General features: G+C 60.7%; 20 protein-coding genes. 11 read left to right on the forward strand and 9 right to left on the reverse strand.

Going from position 1 to position 22,200, the window contains the following annotated elements; translation table 11 throughout:
- The first annotated feature begins 166 nt into the window (after window positions 1-166).
- From ACZ5SR_RS05605 to ACZ5SR_RS05640, 8 genes are all read left to right on the forward strand, one after another.
- The gene (locus ACZ5SR_RS05605; protein WP_464450577.1) at window positions 167-1,153 is read left to right on the forward strand and encodes a malate dehydrogenase; all 987 of its coding nucleotides are present in this window, start codon (window positions 167-169) and stop codon (window positions 1,151-1,153) included.
- Between the two features lie 19 nt (window positions 1,154-1,172).
- Window positions 1,173-2,168: an HpcH/HpaI aldolase/citrate lyase family protein gene (locus tag ACZ5SR_RS05610; RefSeq protein WP_464450578.1), complete on the forward strand. Its 996-nt coding sequence runs from the start codon at window positions 1,173-1,175 to the stop codon at window positions 2,166-2,168.
- An 8-nt stretch (window positions 2,169-2,176) separates the two neighbouring features.
- Window positions 2,177-2,737 carry a hypothetical protein gene (locus ACZ5SR_RS05615; RefSeq protein ID WP_464450579.1) on the forward strand — a complete coding sequence of 187 codons (561 nt, stop codon included), beginning with the start codon at window positions 2,177-2,179 and terminating at the stop codon, window positions 2,735-2,737.
- 33 nt (window positions 2,738-2,770) lie between these two features.
- Window positions 2,771-5,362: a bifunctional aconitate hydratase 2/2-methylisocitrate dehydratase gene (acnB, locus tag ACZ5SR_RS05620; protein WP_464450580.1), complete on the forward strand. Its 2,592-nt coding sequence runs from the start codon at window positions 2,771-2,773 to the stop codon at window positions 5,360-5,362.
- A 166-nt stretch (window positions 5,363-5,528) separates the two neighbouring features.
- Window positions 5,529-6,491, forward strand: a complete 963-nt coding sequence (locus ACZ5SR_RS05625) for an MBL fold metallo-hydrolase (protein ID WP_464450581.1) — start codon at window positions 5,529-5,531, stop codon at window positions 6,489-6,491.
- A gap of 162 nt (window positions 6,492-6,653) precedes the next feature.
- A complete protein-coding gene (locus tag ACZ5SR_RS05630; protein ID WP_464450582.1) occupies window positions 6,654-7,649 on the forward strand; it encodes an aldo/keto reductase in 996 nt (331 codons plus the stop codon).
- Between the two features lie 95 nt (window positions 7,650-7,744).
- Window positions 7,745-8,944: an FAD-dependent monooxygenase gene (locus ACZ5SR_RS05635; RefSeq protein WP_464450583.1), complete on the forward strand. Its 1,200-nt coding sequence runs from the start codon at window positions 7,745-7,747 to the stop codon at window positions 8,942-8,944.
- An 88-nt stretch (window positions 8,945-9,032) separates the two neighbouring features.
- The gene (locus ACZ5SR_RS05640; protein ID WP_464450584.1) at window positions 9,033-10,262 is read left to right on the forward strand and encodes a lytic murein transglycosylase; all 1,230 of its coding nucleotides are present in this window, start codon (window positions 9,033-9,035) and stop codon (window positions 10,260-10,262) included.
- A 2-nt stretch (window positions 10,263-10,264) separates the two neighbouring features.
- On the opposite strand, the gene ACZ5SR_RS05645 is transcribed toward ACZ5SR_RS05640, so the two are convergent.
- The 8 genes from ACZ5SR_RS05645 to ACZ5SR_RS05680 all read right to left on the reverse strand — a co-directional run bounded on the left by ACZ5SR_RS05645 (window position 10,265) and on the right by ACZ5SR_RS05680 (window position 18,429).
- On the reverse strand, window positions 10,265-12,532 hold the full coding sequence (locus ACZ5SR_RS05645) for a xanthine dehydrogenase family protein molybdopterin-binding subunit (RefSeq protein ID WP_464450585.1): 2,268 nt from the start codon (window positions 12,530-12,532) through the stop codon (window positions 10,265-10,267).
- A complete protein-coding gene (locus ACZ5SR_RS05650; protein ID WP_464450586.1) occupies window positions 12,529-12,996 on the reverse strand; it encodes a (2Fe-2S)-binding protein in 468 nt (155 codons plus the stop codon). The genes ACZ5SR_RS05645 and ACZ5SR_RS05650 overlap by 4 nt, the downstream gene beginning before the upstream one ends.
- A gap of 87 nt (window positions 12,997-13,083) precedes the next feature.
- Window positions 13,084-13,965, reverse strand: a complete 882-nt coding sequence (gene kynA / locus ACZ5SR_RS05655; protein WP_464450587.1) for a tryptophan 2,3-dioxygenase — start codon at window positions 13,963-13,965, stop codon at window positions 13,084-13,086.
- 10 nt (window positions 13,966-13,975) lie between these two features.
- Window positions 13,976-15,262 (reverse strand): kynureninase, encoded by a 1,287-nt coding sequence (gene kynU, locus ACZ5SR_RS05660; RefSeq protein ID WP_464450588.1) that lies wholly within the window; start codon window positions 15,260-15,262, stop codon window positions 13,976-13,978.
- A gap of 24 nt (window positions 15,263-15,286) precedes the next feature.
- Window positions 15,287-15,913, reverse strand: a complete 627-nt coding sequence (gene kynB, locus ACZ5SR_RS05665) for an arylformamidase (protein ID WP_464450589.1) — start codon at window positions 15,911-15,913, stop codon at window positions 15,287-15,289.
- Between the two features lie 68 nt (window positions 15,914-15,981).
- On the reverse strand, window positions 15,982-16,290 hold the full coding sequence (locus tag ACZ5SR_RS05670) for a YkgJ family cysteine cluster protein (protein ID WP_464450590.1): 309 nt from the start codon (window positions 16,288-16,290) through the stop codon (window positions 15,982-15,984).
- 1 nt (window position 16,291) lies between these two features.
- Window positions 16,292-17,230: an ornithine carbamoyltransferase gene (gene argF, locus ACZ5SR_RS05675; RefSeq protein WP_464450591.1), complete on the reverse strand. Its 939-nt coding sequence runs from the start codon at window positions 17,228-17,230 to the stop codon at window positions 16,292-16,294.
- Window positions 17,227-18,429, reverse strand: coding sequence for an acetylornithine/succinylornithine family transaminase (locus ACZ5SR_RS05680; RefSeq protein WP_464450592.1), 1,203 nt, complete (start codon window positions 18,427-18,429; stop codon window positions 17,227-17,229). The genes argF and ACZ5SR_RS05680 overlap by 4 nt, the downstream gene beginning before the upstream one ends.
- Before the next feature lie 187 nt (window positions 18,430-18,616).
- Here ACZ5SR_RS05680 and ACZ5SR_RS05685 point away from each other — a divergent pair, with 187 nt between their 5' ends.
- Window positions 18,617-18,937 (forward strand): DUF3579 domain-containing protein, encoded by a 321-nt coding sequence (locus tag ACZ5SR_RS05685; protein WP_464450593.1) that lies wholly within the window; start codon window positions 18,617-18,619, stop codon window positions 18,935-18,937.
- 290 nt (window positions 18,938-19,227) lie between these two features.
- Here the strand turns inward: ACZ5SR_RS05685 and rpsT are convergent, their stop codons facing one another.
- Window positions 19,228-19,530 carry a 30S ribosomal protein S20 gene (gene rpsT / locus ACZ5SR_RS05690; protein WP_464450594.1) on the reverse strand — a complete coding sequence of 101 codons (303 nt, stop codon included), beginning with the start codon at window positions 19,528-19,530 and terminating at the stop codon, window positions 19,228-19,230.
- 173 nt (window positions 19,531-19,703) lie between these two features.
- On the opposite strand from rpsT, the gene murJ reads away from it, so the two are divergent.
- On the forward strand, window positions 19,704-21,269 hold the full coding sequence (murJ, locus tag ACZ5SR_RS05695) for a murein biosynthesis integral membrane protein MurJ (RefSeq protein WP_464450595.1): 1,566 nt from the start codon (window positions 19,704-19,706) through the stop codon (window positions 21,267-21,269).
- Between the two features lie 18 nt (window positions 21,270-21,287).
- The gene (locus ACZ5SR_RS05700) at window positions 21,288-22,148 is read left to right on the forward strand and encodes a SirB1 family protein (protein WP_464450596.1); all 861 of its coding nucleotides are present in this window, start codon (window positions 21,288-21,290) and stop codon (window positions 22,146-22,148) included.
- Window positions 22,149-22,200 lie beyond the last annotated feature (52 nt).

Consider the following 22,200-nt stretch of genomic DNA (forward strand, 5'->3'; position numbering starts at 1 on the left):
ACGAATCAGGGTTTTCGCGGGTACACTCGAAAGCTGTTTGCTTGCACTTGTGGATTTGTTTGAACAAAGACCGCCAGCGCGGGTCCGGTGCGCCGGACGGCCTTGCCGACATGGATGTTGGCAGCGGACCGCAACGCTTGTTTTCAACACTTCGGAGTTTTCCACCATGAGCAAAAAGCCCGTCCGCGTTGCCGTTACCGGCGCAGCAGGTCAAATTGGTTACGCATTGTTGTTCCGCATCGCCTCTGGCGAAATGCTGGGCAAAGACCAGCCCGTCATCCTGCAATTGCTCGAAGTGCCTGTCGAAGGCCCACAAAAAGCGCTCAAGGGCGTGATGATGGAGCTCGAAGACTGCGCATTCCCATTGTTGGTGGGCATGGAAGCCCATGGCGACCCAATGACCGCGTTCAAAGACGTGGACTACGCACTGCTCGTCGGTTCGCGTCCACGCGGCCCTGGCATGGAGCGTGCTGAGTTGCTCGCCATCAATGGCGCCATCTTCACTGCACAGGGCAAGGCCCTGAACGCTGTCGCTTCGCGCGACGTCAAAGTGCTGGTTGTGGGCAACCCCGCCAACACCAACGCTTACATCGCCATGAAGGCCGCACCGGACCTCAAACCCGGCAACTTCACCGCCATGCTGCGTCTGGACCACAACCGCGCCGCGTCGCAAATCGCAGCCAAGACTGGCAAGGCCGTGGCTGACATCGAAAAACTGTGCGTGTGGGGCAACCACTCGCCCACCATGTACGCCGACTACCGTTTCGCCACCATCAAGGGCGAGTCGGTCAAGGCCATGATCAACGACCAAGAGTGGAACGCCAACGTGTTCTTGCCCACTGTGGGCAAGCGTGGCGCGGCCATCATCGAGGCCCGTGGTCTGTCTTCGGCTGCATCGGCAGCCAACGCCGCCATCGACCACATGCGCGACTGGGCCCTGGGCACCAACGGCAAGTGGGTCACCATGGGTATCCCATCGCAAGGCTGGTACGGCATTCCTAAAGATGTCATGTTCGGCTTCCCCGTCACCTGCGAAAACGGCCAGTACAAAGTGGTTGAAGGTCTGGAAATCGACGCGTTCAGCCAAGGCTGCATCGACAAGACTCTGAAAGAGTTGACCGACGAGCAAGCTGGCGTGGCGCACCTGATCTGATTCAGGCTGAGAAGTCCAAGTGAGCCATCCTCGCGACGTTCTGTTGGGAGCTCAGGCCGGAAGCTTTCAGCTGCCGGTTTGTGACCATTACAGCGGTGTCGACGCGAGGATGCGCAAAAGCTTGCAGTTGCAAGCTGACATGACGCAAGAGTTTGGCGCTTGTGTCTTTGATGTGACCCTCGACTGTGAAGACGGCGCACCTGTGGGCGGCGAGTCAGATCATGCCGCGTTGGTCACTGAGTTGGCCCTTGGTTCTGCACCTGAAGCCCGAGTGGGTGTGCGGGTGCACCCTGTTGATCACCCCAGTTTTCAGGTCGATATGGCCACCATTGCAGGCCGAGCGGCTAAGCGCTTGACGCACATCATGGTGCCCAAGGTCGAGTCTGTCGCCGATGTGCAAATGGCCGAGCAGGCCTTGCTCCACGCTGGCGCCCAAGATCTGCCTTTGCATGTGCTGATCGAGTCCCCTGCTGCTGTGCACCGTGCCTTTGACATTGCAGCGCATCCGCGTGTGCAGTCGATTAGCTTTGGCCTGATGGACTTTGTGTCTGCGCATGGCGGGGCTATTCCTGCTGAGGGCATGGGCATTGAGGGGCAGTTCACACACCCCTTGGTGCTGCGCGCCAAGCTTGACATTGCCAGTGCTTGCCATGCCCACGGCAAAGTTCCCTCGCACTGTGTGGTGACCGAATTCAAAAATCTCGATGCGATCCGCATGGCTGCCCAAAAAGCCGCCCGCGAGCTGGGTTACACCCGCATGTGGAGCATTCACCCCGACCAGATTCGACCGATCTTGAAGGCCATGGCGCCGAGTGAGGCGCAAATAGAGCAGGCCAGCGAAATCATTTTGGCCGCCCAGGCTGCCCAATGGGCTCCCATCAGCCATGCAGGTCAACTGCACGACCGGGCCAGCTACCGGTTCTTCTGGCAATTGATCGAACGTGCACACCAGACCGGTTGCCGTTTGCCTTGCGCCGTTCAGCTTTTCTTTTCGGGTGCTGGCAAGCCAGCATGATCTGTTTCATGATGAAGACCATTCGTGCAAAGGAAATCGAGATGAGAAAAATAGCGCTTGCCCTGTTGGTGTCGGTGTTGACTTTTCCTGTGTGGTCTCAAGCGCCAGTGGCCTCATCCAAAACCCCACAAGCCAAGCCAAAGACTTCGACCAAAGCACCTCAAAAATCCAAGGTGCAGGAAGCTGCGCGAAGTGAGCCTGACGCCGTGATGGGGCCCGATGAATTGGCCATCGCCGATCGGGTGCACAAAGGTCAATTGCCTTGCGAGTTGGGTGCCAGTGTCCGTCTGGAAGCCGATGCGTCGCAGCCGGGCTACTTCTATTTGCACGGTAAAGGTTTTCGCTACCGCATGCACCCCGTGGTCACCACCACGGGCGCTATCCGTTTGGAAGACCGCAAGGCAGGCGCTGTCTGGCTTCAACTGGCCAACAAGTCCATGCTGATGGACCAGAACAAAGGTCGTCGACTGGCCGATGAGTGTGCCAATGCCGAGCAGATCGCCTTTGCCGAGAACATGAAAACCAACCCCCCGCCCAGCCTGATCGACACGACCGGCATGGGGCGATAAATCTTGAAACTTTGACTGACCGGAGAAAAAACCATGTTGAAAGCGTACCGTGAACACGCAGCCGAACGCGCTGCATTGGGCATCCCGCCTCTGCCTCTTGATGCCAAGCAAGTGGCCGATTTGATCGAGCTGATCAAGAACCCGCCCGCAGGCGAAGACGCCTTCTTGATGGACCTGCTCACGCACCGCGTGCCACCGGGCGTGGACGACGCCGCCAAGGTCAAGGCCTCTTTCTTGGCGGCAGTGGCTCACGGTGACTTGAGCGTTGCCCTGATTTCCAAGTCCAAAGCCACCGAGCTGCTCGGCACCATGGTGGGCGGCTACAACGTGCACCCCTTGATCGAGTTGCTCGACAGCGCCGAAGTCGCCGCCGTGGCCGCTGAAGCCCTGAAGAAAACCTTGCTGATGTTCGACTTCTTCAACGACGTCGCTGAAAAAGCCAAGGCCGGTAACGCCAAGGCCAAAGAAGTCATGCAAAGCTGGGCCGAGGCCGAGTGGTTCACCACCCGCCCCGAAGTCGAGAAAAAGATCACCGTCACCGTCTTCAAGGTGCCCGGCGAGACCAACACCGACGACTTGTCGCCTGCGCCCGACGCCTGGAGCCGCCCCGACATCCCTCTGCACTACTTGGCCATGCTCAAGAACACCCGCGAAGGCGCAGCGTTCAAGCCCGAAGAAGACGGCAAGCGCGGCCCGATGCAGTTCATCGAAGACCTGAAGAAAAACGGTCACTTGGTCGCTTATGTGGGCGACGTGGTCGGCACCGGCTCCAGCCGCAAATCGGCCACCAACAGCGTGATCTGGGCCACCGGCCAAGACATCCCATTTGTGCCCAACAAGCGCTTCGGTGGTGTGACCTTGGGCGGCAAGATCGCCCCCATCTTCTTCAACACCCAAGAAGACTCCGGCGCGTTGCCGATCGAAGTCGATGTGTCCAAGCTGGAAATGGGCGACGTGATCGACATCCTGCCCTACGACGGCAAGATCCTGAAAAACGGCGCCACCGTGACCGAGTTCAAACTCAAGAGCGATGTGCTGTTTGACGAAGTGCGCGCCGGCGGCCGCATCAACCTGATCATCGGCCGCTCGCTCACCGCCAAGGCGCGTGAGTTCTTGGGCTTGCCTGCGTCCACCGTGTTCCGCCTGCCTACGCCACCCGTGGCAACCAAAGCCGGCTTCACACTGGCCCAAAAGATGGTCGGTCGTGCGGTCGGTTTGCCCGAAGGCCAAGGCGTTCGCCCCGGCACGTACTGCGAACCCAAGATGACCACCGTGGGTTCACAAGACACCACCGGCCCGATGACCCGCGACGAGTTGAAAGACTTGGCTTGCTTGGGCTTCAGCGCCGACATGGTGATGCAGTCCTTCTGCCACACCGCCGCTTACCCCAAGTCGGTGGACGTGAAGACGCACCGCGAATTGCCTGCTTTCATCAGCAACCGTGGCGGCGTGGCCTTGCGTCCCGGTGACGGCGTGATCCACAGCTGGCTCAACCGCTTGCTCTTGCCCGACACCGTGGGCACCGGTGGCGATTCGCACACCCGCTTCCCCATCGGCATTTCCTTCCCCGCAGGTTCGGGCTTGGTCGCCTTTGGTGCGGCCACGGGCGTCATGCCTTTGGACATGCCCGAGTCCGTGTTGGTCCGCTTCAAAGGCGAGATGCAACCCGGCGTGACCCTGCGTGATTTGGTGCACGCGATTCCGCTGTACGCCATCAAGAAGGGCCTGCTCACCGTGGCCAAGTCCGGCAAGATCAACGAGTTCTCGGGCCGTATTTTGGAAATCGAAGGCCTGCCTAACCTGAAGGTTGAGCAAGCGTTTGAGTTGTCCGACGCGTCCGCCGAGCGTTCGGCCGCCGGTTGCACGATCAAGCTCAACAAAGAGCCGGTCGAGGAATACCTGAAGTCCAACGTGGTGCTCATGAAGAACATGATCGCCGACGGTTACGCCGACGCCCGCACGCTGGCGCGCCGCATCGAGAAAGTCGAAGCTTGGTTGGCCGCGCCCAACCTGCTCGAAGCCGACAAAGACGCTGAGTACGCGCATGTCATTGAAATCGACATGAACGAGATCAAAGAGCCGATCCTGTGCTGCCCCAATGACCCGGACGATGCGAAGTTCTTGTCCGACGTGGCGGGCACCAAGATCGACGAAGCGTTTATTGGTTCGTGCATGACCAACATTGGCCACTTCCGCGCAGCCGCCAAGCTGCTCGGCGGCAGCCGCGACATCCCCGTCAAGCTGTGGGTCGCCCCACCGACCAAGATGGACGAGAGCGAGCTGATCAAGGAAGGCCATTACGCCAACTTTGGCGCCGCCGGTGCCCGCACCGAGATGCCCGGCTGCTCGCTGTGCATGGGCAACCAAGCCCAAGTGCGCGAAGGTGCAACCGTGGTCTCCACCTCGACCCGCAACTTCCCCAACCGCTTGGGCAAGAACACCAACGTGTTTTTGGCCAGTGCCGAGTTGGCAGCCATTGCGTCCAAGCTGGGCCACATCCCCACTGTCGCCGAGTACCACGAAGCCATGGGCATCGTGAACAAAGATGGCGCTGCGATCTACAAGTACCTCAACTTCAACCAGATTGACGAGTACGTGGAGAATGCGAAGGGTGTGACCGCCTGATCCTCCTTGTGTGGATTTGAGCCCCGTCAGCGAAAGCTGGCGGGGCTTTTTTACGCCAGGTCGCGAGCTGCAATACCCCTTCGTCTATCGTGGGCAATGGGAGTTTGGGTCATGGGACAGGGCGGCCCGCGTATTCTAAGAATTCATTTTTTCAGGAGACACCGAGATGTTCAACCGCCGTCATTTTTTGGGTACAGGCATTGCCGGTGCTACCGCACTGACCTTTTCTTCCGTCTGGTCGCAAAACACCCCCCAGTTCGGCGCGCCCGAATTGCCCTCGGTGGGATTCAAGCGTATGAAGCTTGGCACTATGGAAATCATTGCCCTGAACGATGGCGCATTACGCCGTCCTTTGGGTCAGGAGTTTGTGCCCGCTGTGCCGCTCGACCAAATCAAGGCGCTGTTGGCCACACAAAATCTGCCCACCGATTACATCGACATTCCTTTCACCCCGTTCCTGCTGGTCAATGGCAACCAGCGCTATTTGTTTGACACCGGCTTTGCCGACAACGGTCCTCCCACGACCGGCAAACTGCTGGGCAATTTGGCTGCTGCGGGCTTCAAGCCTGAAGACATCAACAACGTGGTGTTGAGTCACTTTCATGGCGACCACATCAATGGTTTGCGTTTCAAAAACGGCAACTTGGTTTATCCCAATGCCCGCGTGCATGTGCCGGCGCCCGAACACGCATTCTGGACGGACGAGGCCCGCATCGCGGCCGCGCCTGCGCCCATGCAAGGCGCTTTTGCGGCGGTCAAACGGGCGCTGGGAAACCTGTCTTCAGACCAATTGGTCAAGTTTGAGCCAGGCAGCGCGGTCGCGCCTGGTGTCCAATCGGTGGCGGCTTTTGGCCACACCCCGGGCCACACCCTGTTCACTGTGAAATCCGAGGGCCAGTCGTTTGCCTATGTGGCCGACATCACCAACGTCCCATCCTTGTTTGCGCGCAACCCCGACTGGGCGGTGCTTTTTGACATGAACCCCGAGATGGCCCGCCAAAGCCGCCGCCGCATCTTTGACATGTTGGTCAAGGAAAAAATGATGGCCGGGGGTTTCCACTTTCCCTTCCCCGCCTTTGGCACCATCACGCCTTCGGGCAATGGCTACCAGTTTGTGCCCGTGACCTGACCCCACGCCTCTGTCGCCCCACAAGCCCGGGCCCAATAGCCCGGGCTTTTCTGTGTCCGTTTTGGACAGTGTGAAGCCAAGTGCTTGGCTAACATGTGCGTTAAGCCAAGCGACAAGAGTCCCTGGGCGTTTCGCTTTCCCTGTTTTTTCGGAGACCTCCACATGAAACTCACCACCTTGGGCAAAAGCCCCCTGAAAGTGTCTCGCCTGTGCTTGGGTACCATGATGTTTGGTGACCAGACGCCGCTGGAAGACGCACGCAGCATCGTGGCCGATGCGCAAGAAAAAGGTTGCAACTTCATCGACACCGCCGACGTTTACACGCTGGGCAAATCCGAAGAGATCGTAGGCCAAGTGCTCAAGGGTCAACGCCACCGCTGGGTGCTGGCCAGCAAGGTGGGCAATGCCATGTCGTCTTCGCCCAACGAAAGCCAGTACTCGCGCAGCTGGATGTTGCGGGCTTGCGAGGACAGCCTCAGACGCCTGGACACCGACCACTTGGACATTTATTACCTGCACCGCGACTACAACGGCATGAACTTGGAAGAGCCTTTGCGGGCCATCGAGGCCCTGCTGCGCGACGGCAAGATCCGCTACTGGGGCGTGTCCAATTTCAGAGGCTGGCGCATCGCAGAGATGGTCAACATGGCGCGTCAGATGAACATGCCCGGCCCCGTGGTCTGCCAGCCTTATTACAACCTGCTCAACCGCTTGCCCGAGGTGGAAATTCTGGAAGCTTGCGGTCATTACGGCCTGGGCGTGGTGCCCTACAGCCCGATTGCGCGCGGGGTTCTCACGGGCAAATATGCCCCGGGGCAGACACCCGCAGAGGGCAGCCGCGTCGCCCGGGGTGACAAGCGCATTTTGGAAACCGAGTTCCGTGAAGAGTCACTGGAGATTGCGCAAACGCTGCGTCAGCATTGCGATCGCAAGGGCGTGTCGCTGGCGCACTTTGCCACCGCCTGGGTGCTGACCAACCGCCATGTCAGCGCTGTCATTGCGGGGCCGCGCACACTGGCGCAGTGGCAAGACTATGCGGGGGCACTGGATGTAGAGATCACCGCCGAAGACGAAGCCTTGGTCAACAGCTTGGTGGCGCCTGGCCATCCATCGACGCCGGGTTACAACGATCCGTCTTATCCACTGAATGGACGTTGAAACAGCGCGGTGCGTGGCCACTTCAAACGCGACCACCACCCGCCTTCGATCAAGTGCTTGAGATTTGGAACTTGGGCTTACCGCACAATCCCATCATGAACAGCCAAGAGCACAAACAGGTGGTGATTGCGGGCGGCGGTATTGGCGGGCTGGCGGCAGCAGTGGCATGTGCGCAGCGCGGCGTGCCGGTGCAGCTGATCGAGCGCGCAGCGCAGCTGAGCGAGGTGGGCGCGGGCATCCAGATCGGGCCAAATGTGACGCGCATTTTGCAAGCCTGGGGTTTGGGGGCGGCGCTGGCGGAGGTGGCGGCTTTTCCTGGGAAGCTGCAAGCGCGTGATGCCCAAACCGGGCAGGTGCTGGGCACGCTGACTTTGGGGCAGCGGGCGCATGCCACTTATGGCGCGCCTTACGCCACCATCCACCGGGCCGATTTGCAGGGCTTGTTGCACCGGGCAGCCCAGAACGCTGGGGTGGATCTGCTGCTGGGGCAGACCGTGCAAGGCTGGCAGGACAGCGAAGCGGGTTTGCGAGTGAACACGGCGCAAGGCCTCAGCCTGAAGGCCAGCGCCTTGATTGGGGCAGACGGCGTGTGGAGCGCGGTGCGTCAACAAATGTTGGGCGATGCTCCGGCCCGCTTTACTGGGCACCTGGCGTATCGGGCGCTTGTGGCCCAGGCCGATTTGCCTGCGCAATTGCGCAGCGACCAAGTGACCGTGTGGATGGGCCCCCGACTGCATGTGGTGCATTACCCGGTGCGCAGCGGGCAGTGGCTCAACCTGGTGGCCATCGTGCATGGCGAAAAACCCACGCAGGCCGAGGCTTGGGACAACGCTGGGCATACCCAATCGCTCATGCAGGCCATGGGCGCGGTGGGCGCTGATTTGCACGAACGGTTGGCGTCGGTGCCCGCCTGGCGGCAATGGGCGCTGCACGACCGAGAGCCCTTGAGCGCTGCCAGCCAAATGGCTCAGGGATGCGTGGCTTTGCTGGGCGATGCAGCGCACCCCATGCGGCCCTATTTGGCCCAAGGCGCAGGCATGGCCATTGAAGACGCGCAGGTCTTGGGGCAATGTCTGAGCGCAGAGACTGGCAGTGTGCCCGAGTGCTTGCAGGCCTATGCCGAGCAACGCTGGGCGCGCAATGCGAGAGTGCAGGCGCGTGCGATTCGCAACGGCCGCATCTTCCATGCCTCTGGCCCCGTGGCTTGGGGGCGCAATTTGTCGATGCGCCTGATGGGCGAGCGCTTGATGGACGTGCCTTGGTTGTATAGGGGCGGAGCACCCCTGGATCGGTGAATCTCCATCCTTTGTTGTCCGTGCTTTTTACGCTGTACATTCGCTGGCGCGCATTCAGACGCCTACCAAATTTCAGGGACTTTTCTTCATGACTCCACGTGCATCCAACCCTCGTATCACGGTCTTGGTGCGGGCTGCCGCCATGAGCGCGATGCTGGCCAGCGCATGGCTCACCCCCACAGCTTGGGCGCAAAGCACCGATTTGTCGGCCTGCATGGCCGAGCTGCGCCCGGCTGCCCGCATGGGCAAGGTGAGCGACGCCACCTGGGCGCGTCATACGGCAGGCCTGCAGGCGGACTTCAGCGTGATTGAGAAGCTGAATTTTCAGCCTGAATTTCGCACCGCCATTTGGGACTACATGTCGGCGCTGGTGGACGAAGAACGCGCGGCCGATGGTGCGGCGCGTTTGGCCCAACATCGTCAGGCGCTGGAGCGTGCCGAAGAGCGATTTGGTGTGGACCCGGTCACGGTGGTCGCGGTGTGGGGTGTGGAGAGCAATTTTGGCCAGACCTTTGGCAAATACCCGCTGGTGCAGGCGCTGGGCACGCTGTCTTGCCACGGGCGGCGGCAAAGCTATTTCAGAGGCGAATTTTTTGCGGCGCTGCGCATTTTGCAAGCCGGGCACATCGCGCCCGAGCGCTTGGTGGGCTCGTGGGCAGGGGCCTTTGGCCACACCCAGTTCATGCCCACCACCTTCGAACGCTTGGCGGTGGACTTTGACGGCGATGGCCGTGCCGACCTGATGGACAGCAGTGTGGACGCGCTGGGCTCGACCGCCAACTTTTTGGCCCGAGCAGGCTGGCAACGCGGCCTGCCTTGGGGCATTGAGGTCAAGTTGCCTGCAGGCATCTCGTTGGCAGGCGAGGGCCGCCGCAGCAAGCGCCCGGTGGCTGAATGGACCGCCCGTGGCGTGCGCCGCATCGATGGCGCTGCCTTGCCAGAAAGTTTGGGCAATGTGGGCTTGCTGACGCTGGCCGGTGCCAACGGCCCGGCGTTTTTGGTGACGCGCAACTTTGATGCGCTCTACAGCTACAACGCCGCCGAAAGTTACGGACTGGCGATTGCCCACTTGAGCGACCGTTTGCGCGGCGGTGGCCCATTTGCCACGCCTTGGCCGACCGACGACGCAGGCTTGTCACGCGCCGAGCGGCGCGAGTTGCAAGGCTTGCTCACGATGCGCGGCCACGACATCGGCCCCATCGACGGCATGCTGGGCGACGCATCGCGCCAGGCAATCCGCGCCGAGCAGCAGCGCCTGGGCCATGAGGCCAATGGCCGTGGCGGCCAAAAAATCCTCAAGGCCTTGCGAGGGGGCTGAGCTCAGGCGGTCAGCGGCAAAGCCCGCTGCCGTTTGCCCGTGAGGGCAAAAAGTGCATTGCTCACGGCAGGGGCCAATGGCGGCACCGCCGGTTCTCCCACACCTGCGGGGTGGCGGGTGCTGGACACGATGTGGGTTTCCACCACCGGGGTCTGGCTGAGCGAGAGCATGGGGGCGTCAGAGAAGTTGCTTTGTTGCACCACGCCGCCCACGATGTCGATCTTGCCGAAGAGTGCTGCGCTCAAACCGTAGACCACGCTGCTTTCCATTTGCTGGGCCACGGTGCCGGGGTTGACCACGGTGCCGCAGTCAATCGCGCAGACCACGCGGTGCACGCGGATCTGGCCGTTGGCAAGGGACACTTCGGCCACTTGCGCCACGATGGAGCCAAACGATTCGTGCAAGGCGATGCCGCGCGCACGGCCTGCGGGCAGTGGCGTTCCCCAAGCCGCTTTGTCCGCCGCCAACTGCAGAACAGCGGCGTAACGCGGTGCGTCTTTCAGCAGTTTCAAGCGGAAGGCCAGCGGGTCTTGTTTCGTGGCCAGAGCCAGCTCGTCGATGAAGCTTTCCGAAAAGAAGGCGTTGTGCGAATGGCCCACCGAGCGCCAAAAACCCACGGGTACACCAGACTTCGTGGCCACATGGCTCATGTGCTGGCTGGCAAAACCGTAGGGCAAATCGAACAGGCCTTCGGACGCGGTTTTGTCGGGCATGTCGATGGGGCCCGACAAGTGGGGCGCTGCACGCGCCATCCAGCGCGGGGTGATGGCGTCACCGGCCGACTTGATGCGCAAACTGGTGACTTCGCCTTTGTCGTCCAGCGAAGCCTGGAACTTGGCCAGGTGCATGGGGCGGTAAAAGTCGTGTTTCATGTCTTCTTCGCGCGACCAGCTCAGCTGCACGGGCTGGCCCCCGCAGGCCATCGCCACTTGCACGGCTTGGCCGATAAAGTCGACGTCGAGGCGACGACCGAAACCACCGCCCAGTTGGGTGACGTGGACGGTGACTTGGTCTTTGTCGATCTTGGCCACTTTGGCGGCCATGTCGCGGGCCATTTGCGGCACTTGCGTGGGCACCCAAATCTCGACCTTGCCATCTTTGACTTGCGCCGTGCAGTTCATCGGCTCCATCGTGGCGTGGGCCAGATAGGGCGCTTGGTACAGCGCGTCGATGCGGCTGGCGGCAGCTTTTTCGGCTTGGGTGGGCACGCCTTGTTCGTGGAATGTGAAGCCGCTGTCTTCGTTCAGGGCCTTGAGCAAGTCGGCCTGGATGCGCTGGGTGTCTACTGCGCCCGTGGCAGGGGCCTGCCACTTCACTTTGACGGCCTGCACACCTTGGCGTGCGTGCCAGGTGGTTTGCCCCACCACGGCCAAGCCTGCCGTGCCGCCGCCCCAGGCGTCCAGTGGCACAACTTTGGACACGCCTTTCAACGCCAAGGCGTCTTTGGTGTCCATGGACGCAGCGCTGCCGCCCAGCATGGGGCACATCTGCACAGCGGCAAACAGCATGCCGGGCAGACGCACGTCCAGACCGAAAGTGGCTTGACCTGTGACTTTGGAGGGGATGTCGGTGCGCAGCGCGGCTTGACCGATGAGCTGCCACTTTTCGCGCGATTTGGTTTGGATGCCCGAGGGCGTGCTGCCCGAAGCAGCGCTCACCATCTGGCCGTAGTGTGCCGATTGACCCGAAGCGTGTTGCATCACACCCTGGGCCACGGTGATTTCGCTGGCGGGTACTTTCCATGCGGCCGATGCGGCCTGCACCAGACTGGCGCGCGCCGTGGCAGCTGCCATGCGCAAAGGGTCCCACAGGTCGGTGATCGAAGACGAGCCGCCGGTGGCGTTGAGGCCCAGTTCGCGGGCGACTTTGCCCACCAGCCATTCGCCCATCTTGATCTTGACGGGTTTATGCTCGCCTTCGCTGTCCAGCGGGTGAAACGGCAAGCTGGCCACCAGCATGGCCACGTTGCCGTAAATGGTGTCGGCCCCGGCTTGCTCCAGACGCACGCGGCTCAGTGGCATGTCCAGCTCTTCGGCCACCAACATGGCCAGCGCCGTGTGCACGCCTTGGCCCATTTCGCTGCGGGGCATGGCCAGCACCACGGCGCCGTCGGCAGCGATCTTGATCCAGCCGTTCAAAGCGACATCGCCTTGGGTTTTGAGCATGAGTTCGGGTGAGCCCAAACGCGAGCGAGCGGGCATCACGCCCCAGCCGACGACCAAAGCGCCGGTCGCGCCGAGCGCGCTGAGTAACCAGGTGCGGCGTTTCATGCGGCACCGCCTTTCTTCATTTGGTCAGCCGCGCGGTGGATGGCGGCGCGCACGCGCTGGTAAGTGCCGCAGCGGCACAGATTGGTCATGGCGGCGTCAATGTCGGCGTCGCTGGGGTTGGGGTTTTTGTCGAGCAGGGCGGCCGCTGCCATCAACATGCCGCTTTGGCAGTAACCGCATTGGGGCACTTGTTCGGCAATCCAGGCCGCTTGCAGCGGGTGGGGTTTTTCTGCAGAGCCCAAGGACTCGATGGTTTTGATCTTTTGAGATGCAACAGCAGACACCGGCATCACGCAAGAGCGCACGGGCTGGCCGTCGACATGGACTGTGCAAGCCCCGCAAGCGGCGATGCCGCAGCCGAATTTGGTGCCGGTGAGGTTCAATTCATCGCGCAGCACCCAGAGCAAGGGCATGCTCGGGTCGGCGGTCGAGGTGCGGCTTTGGCCGTTGATGTTCAGTTCCACGGTGTCTCTCCAGTGAGGGAATCAGGCATGTTAGTGCAAATGGCTTGCCCTGTGGGTCACCCGAGGAACTGCCCCGCGTGAGTCAGTTCACAGTTGTGTGCGCAGTGTCCAAATTTCGGGGAACAGTACGGTGTCGAGCATCTTGCGCAAATAGCTCACGCCGCCGGTGCCGCCTGTGCCGCGCTTGAAGCCGATCACGCGCTCCACCGTGGTCACATGCCGAAAGCGCCACAAGCGAAAAGCGTCTTCCAGATCGGTGAGCTCCTCGCCCAGTTGGTACAGGTCCCAGTGTTGTTTGGGGTCGCGGTAGACCACGAGCCAGGCGTTTTCGACCGCCGCGCTGGCCGGGTAGGGCTGACGCCAGTCGCGCTCGGTGTGGGTGCCCGGCACATCTAGGCCATGCCGCTGCAATAGGCGCAAGCATTGGTCGTACAACGACGGTGCTTCGTAGGCGGCCTGCACGATGGCCGAGAGGTCGGGGCGGTGCGCGTGGGGCTGCAGCATGGCGGCGTTTTTGTTGCCCATCGAAAACTCGATGCAGCGGTATTGCCAACTCTGAAAGCCGCTGGACTGAGCCAGATAGGGGCGTATGGCGCTGTACTCGGGCGGCGTCATGGTGGCCAGCACGTCCCAGGCGTGCACCAACTGCTCCATGATCTTGCTGACGCGGGCGAGCTTCTTGAACGCATCGGGCAGTTCGTCGGCCGCAATGTTGTGCATGGCCGCTTGCAGCTCGTGCAGCATCAGCTTCATCCAGAGTTCGCTGGTTTGGTGTTGCACGATGAACAGCATCTCGTTGTGGTCGGGCGACAGCGGTTGTTGCGCATTCAAGATGGCGTCGAGCTGCAAGTAGTCGCCGTAGCTCATGCGACCGTCAAAGTCGAGCTGGGCTTTTTCTTCGTGCACGATGCGCTCGCCGGCCGCTGTGCTTGCGCTGGCTGTGTTGGAGGAGAAAGGGCAGGAACTCATCTCAGGCCTTTCAGGTCACGGCGTTTTTCTGGGCAAAGCGGGCGTCTTGCCATTCGCCGCTTTGCATGACCTGGCACAGGTGCTCGGCGGCCTGCCAGACGTCGGCATAGCCGATGTACAGCGGTGTGAAGCCAAAGCGCAAGATATCGGCGTGCAAGCCGCCATCGCCCGCACGGAAGTCACCAATCACGCCGCGTGCGATCAAGGCTTGCACGATGGCGTAGGCACCGTCCGCGCGGGTCAGGCTCACTTGCGAGCCGCGCAGGGCTTCTTCGGCCGGTGTAGCGATGCCAAAGCCGTGGCCGTGCAAGCGCGTGCGCACCAGCTGCATGAAGAGCCCCGTGAGCGCCAATGATTTTTGGCGCAGCGCGGCCATGCCGCCCAGCGCTTCGGCGCTCAAAAAAGCGTCCATGCCGCAGTCGAACGCCGTCAGGCTCAGGATGGGTTGAGTGCCGCACTGGTAGCGGGTGATGCCTTTGGCGGGTTGGTAATCGGGCGTGAACGCAAAGGGGGCTGCATGGCCCCACCACCCGGCCAGCGGTTGCCAGAAGCGGTCGGTGTGCTTGGGGTGCACCCACACAAAGGCGGGTGCGCCGGGTCCACCGTTCAAGTATTTGTAGCCACAGCCCACCGCAAAGTCGGCCTCTGAACCGTTGAGGTCAACGGGCACAGCGCCCGCGCTGTGCGCCAGGTCCCACACGGTGAGGATGCCTTGGGCATGGGCCTGCGCGGTGACGGCTTGCATGTCGTGCATGGCGCCGGTGCGGTAGTTCACATGGGTGAGCATCAGCACAGCCACATCGGCTTGCAGGGCGGCAGCGATTTCGTCGGCCTCGACCAGCTGCAGCGTGAAACCACGTTCTTTGCACAGGGCTTCGGCGATGTAGAGGTCGGTGGGGAAGTTGCTGCGTTCGCTGACGATCTTCTTTTTATGTGGGTGGTCGGCGGCGGCAATGTGCAGCGCGGCGGCCAGCACTTTGAAAAGGTTGATGGAGGTGCTGTCGGCGGCCACCACTTCGCCGGGCTGAGCGCCGATGACGCGGGCGATTTTGTCGCCCACGCGCTGGGGCAGGGTGAACCAGCCTGCGCTGTTCCAGCTTTTGATCAGGTCTTGCCCCCATTCGTGGGTGACGGCATGAGCCACTCGGGCTGGGGCGGTTTTGGGCATCACGCCCAGCGAGTTGCCGTCCAGATAAATCACGCCTTGGGGCAGGTCAAATTGGTCGCGCAATGCGCGCAGCGGGTCTTGCGCGTCCAGCAGTTCGCAGTCTTGCAGGGTGGGGGTGAGGTTCATCATGGCAGTTTGTTCCTGAATGGTTTTTCAAAGTTCGCGCAAGACCGCACGCACCGGGCTGGCGTCGGCAGTCATGAGTTTGAGGGGCAGGGCGATCAGCTCGTAATCGCCTTCGGGCACGTCGTCGAGCAGCAGGTTTTCCAGCACGCGCATGCCGCGTTGGCGTATGACTTGGTGGCTGGGCAGCTGCTTGCTGTTAGCCGGGTCAATGCTGGCGCTGTCGGTGCCGATCAGCAACACGCCCAGATCGGCCAGGTGTTGCACGCAGGCGGGGTCAAAGCCGGTGAGCTGGGTGTCGAAAAGCGTCAGCGGAAACTGACGGTATGTGCGCACCAGCACCCGTGGGGGCAGATGGGTCAGGGCGTGCTGTAAGTGCGCAAGGGTGATGAGCGAGCTGGCGTTGAGCGCATGGATCACGCGGCAGCGGCCCAAAAAAGGCAGCAGGTCGAGTGCGCCCACGGAGGCGCCTTGCGGGTCGTAATGCAGTGGCGCATCGGCGTGTGCGCCCACATGCGGCGACATCGTGATGGCGCTCACGTTGACGGGGCAGGTGTCCGACAGCGTGGCGGCCCATTGCTGGGTGTAAGGCGTGTCCCCCGGAAACACAGGGCTGTGCGCGTCAACAGGCGGAGAAATATCCCAAAGTTTTTTCATGGTGTGCGAAGGTAGCACCCCACAAAAAACCGTGGTGTCGGTTATTTCCAACACCCATCAAAAAGACTTCAGGCGTTCAGTGCGGGCAGGCCTTGGCGGCGACGCGCTTGTTCGCAGGCGGGGCTGCCTTCTTCAAACTCGCGGCAGGGCGAGGGCCGCCATTCGTAAATGCCACAAATGGCTTTTTCGCCGGTTTTGCCATAGAGCGCGGCGCAGCGGGGTGGGCTGTGGTCGGTGCCGCGCATGCGGCAGGTGTGCTCGGTGATGGGCGAGGCCAGCCCGGCGGGCACATCGCCGCCGCCTTCTTCGTACTCGTACACGGAAAAGTCCACCCGGAAGCTCACGCAGCAAGCGCCGCAGGTGGTGCAGGCGGACATGTCAGGCGTTCACGCGGCCCAAGAGCAAAAACTCCATGAGTGCCTTTTGCACATGCATGCGGTTTTCGGCTTCGTCCCACACGACAGATTGCGGGCCGTCGATGACTTCGGCGCTGACTTCCTCGCCACGGTGCGCGGGCAGGCAGTGCATGAACAGGGCGTCGGGCTGGGCCACTTGCATCATGGCTTCGTCCACGCACCAGTCGGCAAAGGCTTTCTTGCGTGCTTCGTTTTCAGCCTCAAAGCCCATGCTGGTCCACACGTCGGTGGTGACCAGGTCTGCACCTCGGCAGGCGTCTTCGGGGTCTTTGAAGATTTTGTAACTGTCGGCACTGCGCAAACCAGCCACGGCCTGGTCCACCTCGTAGCCACTGGGCGTGCTCAAGTGCACCGTAAAGCCCAGCAACTCGGCGGCTTGCAGCCAGGTGTTGGCCATGTTGTTACCGTCGCCGACCCAAGCCACAGTTTTCCCCTGAATGGAGCCCCGGTGCTCGATGTAGGTGAAGATGTCGGCCAAGATCTGGCAAGGGTGAAATTCGTTGGTCAGGCCGTTGATGACGGGCACACGCGAATGCGAGGCAAAGCGCTCAATCTTGTCTTGGCCATAGGTGCGGATCATGACGATGTCGGTCATGCGGCTGATCACGCGGGCGCTGTCTTCGATGGGCTCGGAGCGGCCCAGCTGGCTGTCGCCGGTGGTCAGGTGCACCACCGAGCCGCCGAGTTGGTACATGCCGGCCTCAAAGCTCACGCGGGTGCGGGTGCTGGCTTTTTCGAAAATCATCGCCAGCGTGCGATCGGCCAGTGGATGGTATTTTTCGTAGGCCTTGAACTTGCGCTTGATCTCGGCGGCGCGTGCAAACACATGCGCGTACTCGTCTGCCGTGAGGTCGGTGAACTGCAGGTAGTGCCGCACGGGCACAGGTGGGGTCAGGCTCATGGGGTTTCTGCCAAAAAAGTCTTGATCAGGGGCGCCAAAATGGCGACCACTTCGTCGGCTTCGGCTTCGGTCATGACCAGTGGCGGGACCAACCGGATCACACTGTCGGCCGTCACGCTCAGCAAAAGACCGGCTTCGGCGGCTCGTGTCCAAATGGCACCGCAAGGGCGGTCCAGTTCAATGCCCAACATCAGGCCTTGGCCGCGCACTTCTTTCACGCCGTGAACACCCGCCAGTGCTTTTTCAAGTGCAGCGCGCAGATGGTCACCTACGCGCGCGGCATTTGCCATCAATCCGTCTTTTTCCATGATGCGAATGGTCTCCACACCAGCGCGCATGGCCAGTGGGTTACCGCCAAAGGTGGTGCCGTGGTTGCCGGGCTGAAATATCTGGGCGGCCTTGGGACCTGCCACCACCGCGCCAATCGGCACGCCCGAGCCCAGGCCCTTAGCCAGCGGCATGACGTCGGGCACGATGCCTGCCCACTGGTGTGCAAACCACTTGCCCGTGCGGCCCATGCCACACTGAACCTCGTCGATCATCATCAGCCAGTCTTTTTGGTCGCACAGGGCGCGCACTTGCTTGAGGTATTCGATGCGCATCGGGTTGATACCGCCTTCGCCTTGAATGGTTTCCATGAACACGGCCACCACATTCGGGTTGCCTTCGGTCGCTTTTTTCAGGGCCTCAATGTCGTTGACCGGCACACGCACAAAGCCTTCGAGCATGGGGCCGAAGCCTTTTTTCAGTTTCTCGTTGGCGGTGGCGCTCAGTGTGGCGATGCTGCGGCCATGAAAGGCTTTTTCGTAAACCACGATCTCGGGTTTGTCGATGCCCTTGTCGTGACCGAACTTGCGCGCCAGCTTGATGGCAGCTTCGTTGGCCTCAAGGCCCGTGCAGCAGAAGAACACATTGGTCATGCCCGACAGTTCAACCAGTTTGGCTGCCAGCACTTCAGCGTTGGGCACATGGAAGTAGTTGCAGCTGTGGATCATCTTGCCCAGCTGGTCTTGCAACGCAGGCACCAGATCGGGATGGTTGTGGCCCAAGGTGTTCACAGCGATGCCAGCGAGGGCATCGAGGTATGGCTTGCCATTGATGTCCCAGACTCGGCAACCCTGACCATGGCTGAGTGCGATCGGCAGTCGGCCATAGGTGTTCATGGTGTGCGGTGAGGCGGCTTCAATGAAAGCGGACATGCGTAAACTCCTGAAATAAAAATCGGCCCAATGGTAAAGGGCCGTTGAGGGATTATTTTAGAGGCTTTGTGCGACTGGGAGATGCAAGTTGTCGCAAGCCACAAGTCTTATATAAGATACAATACCTGTCTAACGAAAGCAGTGGTGATCCCGGTGCTTTTGGTGTTCACTTCACCCCTTCTATCCGATGGTCTCCAACACTGCCAAAGAAGTCTTCATCCAGGGCATCACCGAGGACGGAAAGACATTCAGGCCCAGCGATTGGGCTGAACGTTTGGCAGGCGTGATGAGCCAATTTCGCCCCGGCGGCGCTGTTCCGGGCAGCCACTTGAGTTATTCGCCTTGGTGTATCCCGACCACCATGGGTAACGTGAAATGCGTGATCGTGCACCGTGACTTGCGTGATCACGATGTCATGGCCTGGGACTTCGTGATGAACTTCGCGCGCGACAATGGCCTGCAAGTGGCTGAAGCCTGTTTGTTGCCCGACCTTCCCCTAAAAAAATAAGACCGCAGAAACAACCGCCTTTGGGCGGTTTTTTATGGGGTCCGAGTTCTTGGGAGGATAGATGCCCTGATGGACCCAGCTGAGTTTGGGGTATTGCCAGATGCCGATTTTTGCGAGCGAAGCGAGCCATGAGGAAACCGGCGACATCTCAAACTCAGCTACTTTTGATCCAGCCATGAAAAAACCGCCGTTGGTTTGCACCAAGGCGGTTCAGTTTTCGCGGACAGCGCACCCGTTTCAAACGGCAGCGAGGACTAAGCCTCGCCGGGCTGTTGATCTGGTGGAGCGGATCAGGCTGCGGCGAGAGCCAAAGTCTTGACTTTGGCGCTCAGGCGGCTTTTGTCACGAGCGGCCTTGTTTTTGTGGAAGATGCCCTTGTCGGCAATGATGTCCACCACGGCTTGCATCTTGGCAAACAACTCTGTGGCTTTGGTCTTGTCGCCGGCTGCAACGGCTTTTTCGACGTTTTTCACAGCTGTGCGGTATTTGGAGCGCAGCGAAGAGTTCGCAGCGTTGATTTTGATGTCTTGGCGGACGCGTTTACGGCCGGAAGCAAGACGGGGGTTTTTCTTTTTGGGTTTAGCGGATGCCATATATAAGTTCTTTCAGTGTCTGAGGATGATGTCCAGCGAACCCAATATTCTAGCAGACCCGAAAACGGCGCTTGACGCTTTCGGGAGACCGCCAGCTTGGGGCTAAGTTTCAATCCGTCACGCAGCCATGGCATTGCCTGCGTGCAAGGCAGTGGCCGCTACACTCGCTCACTGTGAGCCTCCTTAGATCTGCTTCTGTCGTGTCGATTTTTACCCTGGCCTCCCGGGTCACGGGTTTGGTGCGCGAGTTGCTCATCGCCTCCATGTTCGGGGCCAGCGCCTTGACCGATGCCTTCAATGTTGCTTTTCGTATTCCTAACCTGTTTCGACGCCTTTTTGCCGAGGGGGCGTTCAGTCAGGCCTTTGTGCCGGTGCTGGCTGCCAGTCGTGCCCAGCATGGCGACGAGGCCACCAAGGAAGTGATCGACAGCGTGGCCACAGCCTTGGCTTGGTCGGTGCTGGCTTTATCGGTATTGGGTGTGCTGGCCTCCCCCTGGTTGGTGTGGGCTCTGGCCAGTGGCTTGCAGCAAGACGCTCGGGGTTACGGCACAGCGGTCCATATGACACGTTGGATGTTCCCCTACATCGCCTTCATGTCCATGGTGGCCTTGTCGGCTGGTATTTTGAACACCTGGAAGCGTTTTGCCGTGCCTGCGGCCACGCCCGTGCTGCTGAACGTGAGTGTGATCGCCGCAGCCTGGTTGTTGTCGCCCTGGTTGGCCAAGCAGGGTGTGGAGGCCATTTATGCCTTGCCTGTGGGTGTGATGGTGGGCGGCGCCTTGCAATTGGCGGTGCAGATTCCGGCCTTGGCCCGGTTGGGTTTGTTGCCCCGCTTGGGCTTGGGGCTCCGCGCCGTGAAGAGAGCCTGGACCAACCCCGCCACCTTGAACATCCTGCGCCTGATGGGCCCGGCCTTGCTGGGCGTGGGTGTGGCCCAAATTTCCTTGCTCATCAACACGCAGATCGCTTCGCACTTGGCCCCGGGCAGTGTGAGTTGGTTGACCTATGCCGACCGATTGATGGAGTTTCCAACGGCGATCTTGGGTGTGGCGCTGGGCGTGGTGCTGATGCCGCAGCTGGCGGCGGCCAAAGCCACGGGCGACAGCGAGCGTTATGCCGCCATGCTTGACTGGGGTTTGCGTTTGGTGTTGCTGCTGGCTTTGCCTTGTGCTGCAGCTTTGCTGGTGTTTTCGCAGCCGCTCGTGTCGGTGCTCTACCACTATGGTGCTTTTACCGACCGTGATGTACAGCAAACCACTTTGGCCCTGACGGGCTACGGCGTAGGCTTGCTGGGCCTGGTGGCCATCAAGGTCTTGGCCCCTGGGTACTACGCCAGTCAGGACATCCGCACCCCTGTGCGCATCGCGGTGGTGGTGCTGGTGCTCACCCAAATTTTCAACGTCCTGTTGGTGCCTTATCTGGCCCATGCTGGGCTGGCACTGTCCATTGGCTTGGGCGCGCTGGTCAATGCCTTGTGGCTACTGGTGGGCCTGCTGCGCCGGGGCAGTTACAAGCCGCAGCCCGGTTGGTGGCGCTTTGGCTTTCAGGTGCTCTTAGCTACGGGCTTGTTGACAGGCTTGCTGTGGTTCGCTGCGAACCATTTGCCTTGGGTGGCCATGCGACAAGAGGCCTGGCTGCGCATCGGCTGGATGGGGCTTGTTTTGCTGGGCTCGGCTGTCCTTTATTTCGGGGTTTTGTGGGCCACAGGACTGCGGCTCAAAGCCTTTCTCAAACGCTGACGGGTATCCGGAACAGACATGCTGTTGAATTTGTCATCGCCCACCCCGCTCAGTTACTTTGCCAGTCTCGTGCAAAGCGATGAACATTTCCCCTTGCTGGAGGCGGCTGCCAGTTTGGCGCAGGACGAAGAGCCCAGTTTGGATGTCCAACACGTACTGGACGATGTGGCCCGCTTGTTGCGCAGGGTTCAGTCGCGGATACCCGAGGATGCGGACGACCTCACTCAACTGGCCATTTTGACCCAAGTCTTCTACCAAGACTTGGGTTTTGGGGCCAATGCCAATGATTTCTACGCCCCCGAAAACAGCTACTTGAATGAGGTCCTGAGAACACGCAGGGGCATCCCGATTTCTTTGGCGGTGGTTTGGCTCGAATTGGCCCAGGCCATTGGACTGAACGCGCAGGGTATTTCCTTCCCGGGGCACTTTTTGGTCAAAGTGACACTGACAGATGGTTTGGTGGTGCTGGACCCGCTCACGGGCGTATCTTTGGGACTGGACAGTTTGTCAGAAAGATTGAGCCCTTTTCGAGCTCCTGTTGACCAGACAGCTTCAGCAGATCTGGACGAAGGTGAAACCCCCTTGGGTTTGTATTTGCAAGCTTGCCCGGCACGGGATGTGTTGGCCAGAATGCTGCGCAACCTGAAAGAAATCTTCCGATCACAAGAGGACTGGCCGCGCATGCTGCAAGTGCTCGATCGCTTGGTGGTTTTATTGCCAGAGGTCTGGACCGAAAGGCGAGACCGGGGCTTGGTGCATGCCGAATTAGGGCATGTGCATGAGGCGCTGCAAGATTTGCAGGTGTATCTGGAAGCTGAACCTTCTGCGCCCGACACTTTGGCGCTGAAAAATCGGGTGACCGAGCTGTCCGCCCTTTGATGCCATGTCCACCGTTGGAGCCACTGGGGTCTGGTGGTACCCAGAGCGAGCG

The organism is Limnohabitans sp. TEGF002 (assembly GCF_055395845.1).

Coding starts and splice junctions, on each gene's coding strand:
- ACZ5SR_RS05605 (WP_464450577.1), top strand. CDS start 167: ATGAGCAAAAAGCCCGTCCGCGTTGCCGTTACCGGCGCAGCAGGTCAA.
- ACZ5SR_RS05615 (WP_464450579.1), top strand. CDS start 2,177: ATGATGAAGACCATTCGTGCAAAGGAAATCGAGATGAGAAAAATAGCG.
- acnB (WP_464450580.1), top strand. CDS start 2,771: ATGTTGAAAGCGTACCGTGAACACGCAGCCGAACGCGCTGCATTGGGC.
- ACZ5SR_RS05625 (WP_464450581.1), top strand. CDS start 5,529: ATGTTCAACCGCCGTCATTTTTTGGGTACAGGCATTGCCGGTGCTACC.
- ACZ5SR_RS05630 (WP_464450582.1), top strand. CDS start 6,654: ATGAAACTCACCACCTTGGGCAAAAGCCCCCTGAAAGTGTCTCGCCTG.
- ACZ5SR_RS05635 (WP_464450583.1), top strand. CDS start 7,745: ATGAACAGCCAAGAGCACAAACAGGTGGTGATTGCGGGCGGCGGTATT.
- ACZ5SR_RS05640 (WP_464450584.1), top strand. CDS start 9,033: ATGACTCCACGTGCATCCAACCCTCGTATCACGGTCTTGGTGCGGGCT.
- ACZ5SR_RS05645 (WP_464450585.1), bottom strand. CDS start 12,532: ATGAAACGCCGCACCTGGTTACTCAGCGCGCTCGGCGCGACCGGCGCT.
- kynA (WP_464450587.1), bottom strand. CDS start 13,965: ATGAGTTCCTGCCCTTTCTCCTCCAACACAGCCAGCGCAAGCACAGCG.
- kynU (WP_464450588.1), bottom strand. CDS start 15,262: ATGATGAACCTCACCCCCACCCTGCAAGACTGCGAACTGCTGGACGCG.
- kynB (WP_464450589.1), bottom strand. CDS start 15,913: ATGAAAAAACTTTGGGATATTTCTCCGCCTGTTGACGCGCACAGCCCT.
- ACZ5SR_RS05670 (WP_464450590.1), bottom strand. CDS start 16,290: ATGTCCGCCTGCACCACCTGCGGCGCTTGCTGCGTGAGCTTCCGGGTG.
- argF (WP_464450591.1), bottom strand. CDS start 17,230: ATGAGCCTGACCCCACCTGTGCCCGTGCGGCACTACCTGCAGTTCACC.
- ACZ5SR_RS05680 (WP_464450592.1), bottom strand. CDS start 18,429: ATGTCCGCTTTCATTGAAGCCGCCTCACCGCACACCATGAACACCTAT.
- ACZ5SR_RS05685 (WP_464450593.1), top strand. CDS start 18,617: ATGGTCTCCAACACTGCCAAAGAAGTCTTCATCCAGGGCATCACCGAG.
- rpsT (WP_464450594.1), bottom strand. CDS start 19,530: ATGGCATCCGCTAAACCCAAAAAGAAAAACCCCCGTCTTGCTTCCGGC.
- ACZ5SR_RS05700 (WP_464450596.1), top strand. CDS start 21,288: ATGCTGTTGAATTTGTCATCGCCCACCCCGCTCAGTTACTTTGCCAGT.